Below are 3,544 nucleotides of genomic sequence, written 5' to 3'. Positions count from 1 at the left end.
TTCTCGGACGGGTGCACCCAATCCGCTTGCCCCTTCGGCGACCTCGCTTGCGCGGGATACTCTCCCGGGCGGCCGCTTGCATCCTATTTGGTTGATCAACTATCTGTATTCTAGTCGGTGAGGGGGATGTGTCAAGCGGTTAGGGGAGACTAGCGGTGCGCTGATAAGGAGTTTGTAGGTGCAAGTCAGGAACAGCGCGATAGTGCTTTGCATTGATTGAACACAAAGTGGCGGCCCGGCCCACAGCGCAGGCGGCGATGAGCGCATCCAGCAATCCGAGACCGTGTGAGAGGTGGTAGACGGCGAAATCCGAGAGCGCTCGGGCGCAGTCGGCCTCCGTGGGCCAGACGACCGGAAACGGGGTGACGAGTTTGAGCGCCTGCCTGACTTGACCGGCGTTGTTCGCCCCTTGGATCAACTCCATCACGACGAAGCCAGGCACGGCGGGCAATTCTGACAAGTCGGCCAGCCATTCAACCGCCGGCGTAAAAACCGCGCTGAACGTCGATGAGGATGTCGGTGTCGAGAAGAATCACGGGATGTTTGGCTCTTTCTAGCGCTTCTCCGCCTGTTGACGCAACGCGCGGGCGTATGACTGACCATCGGCAATATCCGGTCGAGAGCCAATCAGCCCTTCTTCACGCCAATAGGCAACCAGCTCCGCGCCGGTGGTCGGCCTTTTCTCAGCGGTTAGACCTGTCGTCAGGACGAGCAAGGCGTACTCAGGCAGTGAAAGCCCGCGACGTTCCGCTTCTTCAGCCAGCTCATACTCTAGTTCGGAGGGCAATTCCAGAGTCAGAGTCATTCAGCATACCCACTCCATCCGCACGTACTTTTCAACCCGGCCACACGTATCACTTCTATTCTAATCTGTAGGGGAGAGTCGTCAACCCGGAACCCATACAAGTGGTCAGGTGCGGTGCAATTTGCTAGACTGCCTACTCCCTACAACCAACCAACGCCCACATCCCGCCAACCGACAAGAACATTCATAGGTAACCCAAGCCTTGTCGTACCGCCTCTTCAAATCTGCGTAATCGCGGCTGAAGACAGCCGAGCGAAATCTGCGGATTCTTTTCCCGGAGGTCACCCATGCGCCCACTTCTCGAAGATGCCGCCCAGCGCGCCATCGCCTACCTGGAAGGGCTAGACGCCCGCCCCGTCGCTCCCGCGCCTGGCGCGGTGGCCGGCCTCGCCGCCCTGCGCCACCCCCTGCCCGACGAGCTGACTGCCCCTGAAGCCGTGCTGGCCCAACTCGACGAGACCTGCTCCCCGGCCACAATGGGCATCGCCGGCCGCCGCTTCTTCGGCTTCGTCATCGGCGGCGCGCTGCCGGTCTCCCTGGCCGCTAACTGGTTGGCCGGCGCGTGGGACCAGAACAGCGCCCTCTACAACGTCACCCCGGCCACGGCCGAACTGGAGCAGGTCGCCCTGGGCTGGCTGGTCGACCTGTTCGGCCTGCCGCCCAGCACGGGCGGCGGCTTTGTCACCGGCGCGACCGTCGCCAACTTCACCGCGCTGGCCGCCGCCCGCCACGCCGTGCTGAAGCAGGCCGGCTGGGACGTGGAGGCCGACGGCCTCATCGGCGCGCCGCCGGTCACCGTGGTCGTCGGCGAGGAAGTCCACCCGACGCTGATCAAGTCGCTCGGCCTGCTCGGCCTGGGCCGCAACCACGTCGTCCGCGTGCCAGTGGACGGCCAGGGACGGCTGCGCGCCGATGCCCTGCCGCCGCTGAGCGGGCCGACCATCGTCTGCGCCCAGGCGGGCAACGTCAACACCGGCGCGGTCGATCCGCTGACCGACATCTGCGAGCACGCCAACGAGGCCGGGGCGTGGGTGCATGTGGACGGCGCGTTCGGGTTGTGGGCCGCCGCCGCGCCGTCGCTGCGCCATCTGACGGCCGGCGTAGAGCTGGCCGACTCGTGGGCGACCGACTTCCACAAGTGGCTGAACGTCCCCTACGACAGCGGCCTGGCCCTGGTGCGCGACCCCGACGCGCTGCGGGCGGCCATGTCGGTCACGGCCGACTACCTGCCGACGACCAGCCCCCACCGCAACCCGGCCGACTACACACCGGAGCTATCGCGCCGGGCGCGGGGCGTGGAGGTGTGGGCGGCGCTGCAGTCGCTGGGCCGGTCGGGCGTGGCCGAGTTGGTCGAGCGCACCTGCCGGCACGCGCGGCGCTTCGCCGAGGGGCTGCGGGCGGCCGGGTTCGAGGTGTTGAACGAGGTCGCGCTCAATCAAGTGCTCGTCGCCTTTGGCGACGCCGAGACGACGCAGCGGGCCATCGCCGCGCTCCAGCAGGAAGGCACGTGCTGGTGTGGCGTGACGGTGTGGCAGGGGCGGACGGCGATGCGGATCAGTGTGAGCTCGTGGGCGACGGGGGAGGAGGATGTGGAGAGGAGTCTAGAGGCGATGATTCAGGTGGCGAGAAGGAGGTGAAGAATAGCACGCAGATGAACGCGAATTGTAACGCTGATTCTCGCGGATTCATGTTATGATTTTTCAGATTTGTACTACCTTGCAAGGTTGCTGAGAGCGTGCAATCATTCTGTCACAATTAGAGTCAGGGAGCGACATGGGATGAAAGACATCCTTTGGGCGATTGCTGATGTCTTAGCATTAACGCTCCGATACTCTGATCGGTTAGCATTGGATTATGTAGGTTTAGCGCAGCAGCCAGCTTGTTACTGTAGTGCAAACAGCGCATCAATAATATTTACTTTCACCGAATCGCTATAATGACAGATTCTCCGATTACCGCACTGACTGCAACCCTGGACGAGATCCTTAGGCCCATAGTCACCGAACCGTATCAGCATACTCCTGCGCAACTCATCGCTCATGGCGTTCAGCACATGCAACAAGATCGCGAGAACTTTGATCGGCATATGGCATATCTGCTGTTTGATATTGGCATAGAATCTACGATTAAGACCTTTCTGCTACTTCATAAATCGGAATCAGGTGCAGCTACTGGCACAGGCACTCAAAAAGATATAGCAAATAGCGAGAGTTTCTTCGCAAAAGCCGAGGCGGTGCACAAGGCTGCTCCGGATCGATTCGGTGCAGAGGATCTGAGAGCATCGAAACATTTCCACAGTATTAGGAACAAGCTGTACCATGACGGTGCTGGAATCATTCCAACACATCTAGCTGACTTTGCTACGTTTGCTCTAAAAGTGCTCAAGAATCTTCTTGCCGTCGACCTAGAGTCGTTTATGCAGGCGCCTTTTAGAGCTGCTCAAGAGAAGGCGGCAGAGGAAGCGGCACTTACTGCTAAAGCAAAGCAGGTTAAACAGAGCGCTGATGAAGTGGAACGAACCGTCGAGGAGATTATTGCCGTCCTTGCACCGCGTTTACTTTATCCACGCTACTGGAAAGAATTCTATGATGACGTGTTGCGGTAACCATCCCCCAAATCAGTACCAATCATAAGTGGAAAAATCGGGCATAATCAGCCCAGGAGGATTCCACATGAAGCGGTCACGATTCACCGAAAGCCAGATTGTTCAGATCCTCAAGGAGGCCGAAGCAGGCGTTT

At 60.2% G+C, this 3,544-nt stretch carries 3 protein-coding genes and 1 pseudogene; 2 read left to right on the top strand and 2 right to left on the bottom strand.

What is annotated here, in order from left to right; translation table 11 throughout:
* Positions 1-139 precede the first annotated feature (139 nt).
* Together ACE3UY_RS19300 and ACE3UY_RS19295 are read right to left on the bottom strand one after the other, a co-directional pair.
* Positions 140-536, bottom strand: a pseudogene (locus ACE3UY_RS19300) (PIN domain-containing protein).
* 17 nt (positions 537-553) lie between these two features.
* Complete coding sequence (locus tag ACE3UY_RS19295) at positions 554-805, bottom strand: hypothetical protein (RefSeq protein WP_374689108.1); 252 nt, start codon at positions 803-805, stop codon at positions 554-556.
* Between the two features lie 287 nt (positions 806-1,092).
* On the opposite strand from ACE3UY_RS19295, the gene ACE3UY_RS19290 reads away from it, so the two are divergent.
* Positions 1,093-2,442, top strand: a complete 1,350-nt coding sequence (locus tag ACE3UY_RS19290) for an aspartate aminotransferase family protein (RefSeq protein ID WP_374689107.1) — start codon at positions 1,093-1,095, stop codon at positions 2,440-2,442.
* Positions 2,443-2,741: 299 nt separating this feature from the next.
* The gene (locus ACE3UY_RS19285) at positions 2,742-3,410 is read left to right on the top strand and encodes a hypothetical protein (protein WP_374689106.1); all 669 of its coding nucleotides are present in this window, start codon (positions 2,742-2,744) and stop codon (positions 3,408-3,410) included.
* The last annotated feature ends 134 nt before the right edge of the window (positions 3,411-3,544 follow it).

Origin of the sequence: Promineifilum sp. (SeqCode), assembly GCF_041918635.1 — a bacterium.
In the GTDB taxonomy this organism is placed as follows: Bacteria; Chloroflexota; Anaerolineae; order Promineifilales; family Promineifilaceae; genus Promineifilum.
Note: the sequence above shows the minus strand (reverse complement) of the source record. Positions and strands in the feature narration are given on the sequence as shown.